Annotated in this window: 1 pseudogene; it reads left to right on the forward strand. The window is 53.2% G+C overall.

The annotated features are described in order from the left end of the window. Positions 1-335 (forward strand): annotated as a pseudogene (locus KHU29_RS22070) (phosphatidylserine/phosphatidylglycerophosphate/cardiolipin synthase family protein); the annotation flags it as partial. Positions 336-523 lie beyond the last annotated feature (188 nt).

The raw sequence follows: 523 nt of genomic DNA on the forward strand, positions 1-523 counted from the left end.
TTACGTTGGGTAGCGCGAATCTGAATCTGCGCAGCATGGCGGGGGATAGCGAGATCAATATTGCGTGTATGGATAAGGCGTTGCCGAGGGAGATGCGGCAGCAGGTGTGGGCGAATTTGGCGGGGGAGGATTTGGATGGTAGTCGAAAGAGCATGAAGCAAACTCACGGGGATTGGGCCGTCAAAATGCACGACAACGCCAATGCAGTAAAGAACGGAGATAGGCTTAATGATTTCATCGTCACGTTCTCCGATTCGCGCGGCGCTACCGGGTTGGGTATTCGTTTGGCACAAACTCCTGCTGCCGCTGACGATCGGAAGGTCGCCACCGCATGATCCTATTTTTTGCATCGTCAAGCAGATATAACGACGCATGGCGTCGCTGCCTTTCCGTGTCGCTTCTTTGTCTTTCACTTTCTCAAACGGCCTGTTCCATGGATAACGATCTACCTCGCAACCAGATTCCTGAATTGTTCCATCCGCATCGCACCGAGTTCACGTGCAAGCACGAGTTGACGGTAGCG

This window comes from Collimonas antrihumi, assembly GCF_018304965.1.
GTDB classification, from domain to species: domain Bacteria; phylum Pseudomonadota; class Gammaproteobacteria; order Burkholderiales; family Burkholderiaceae_D; genus Collimonas; species Collimonas antrihumi.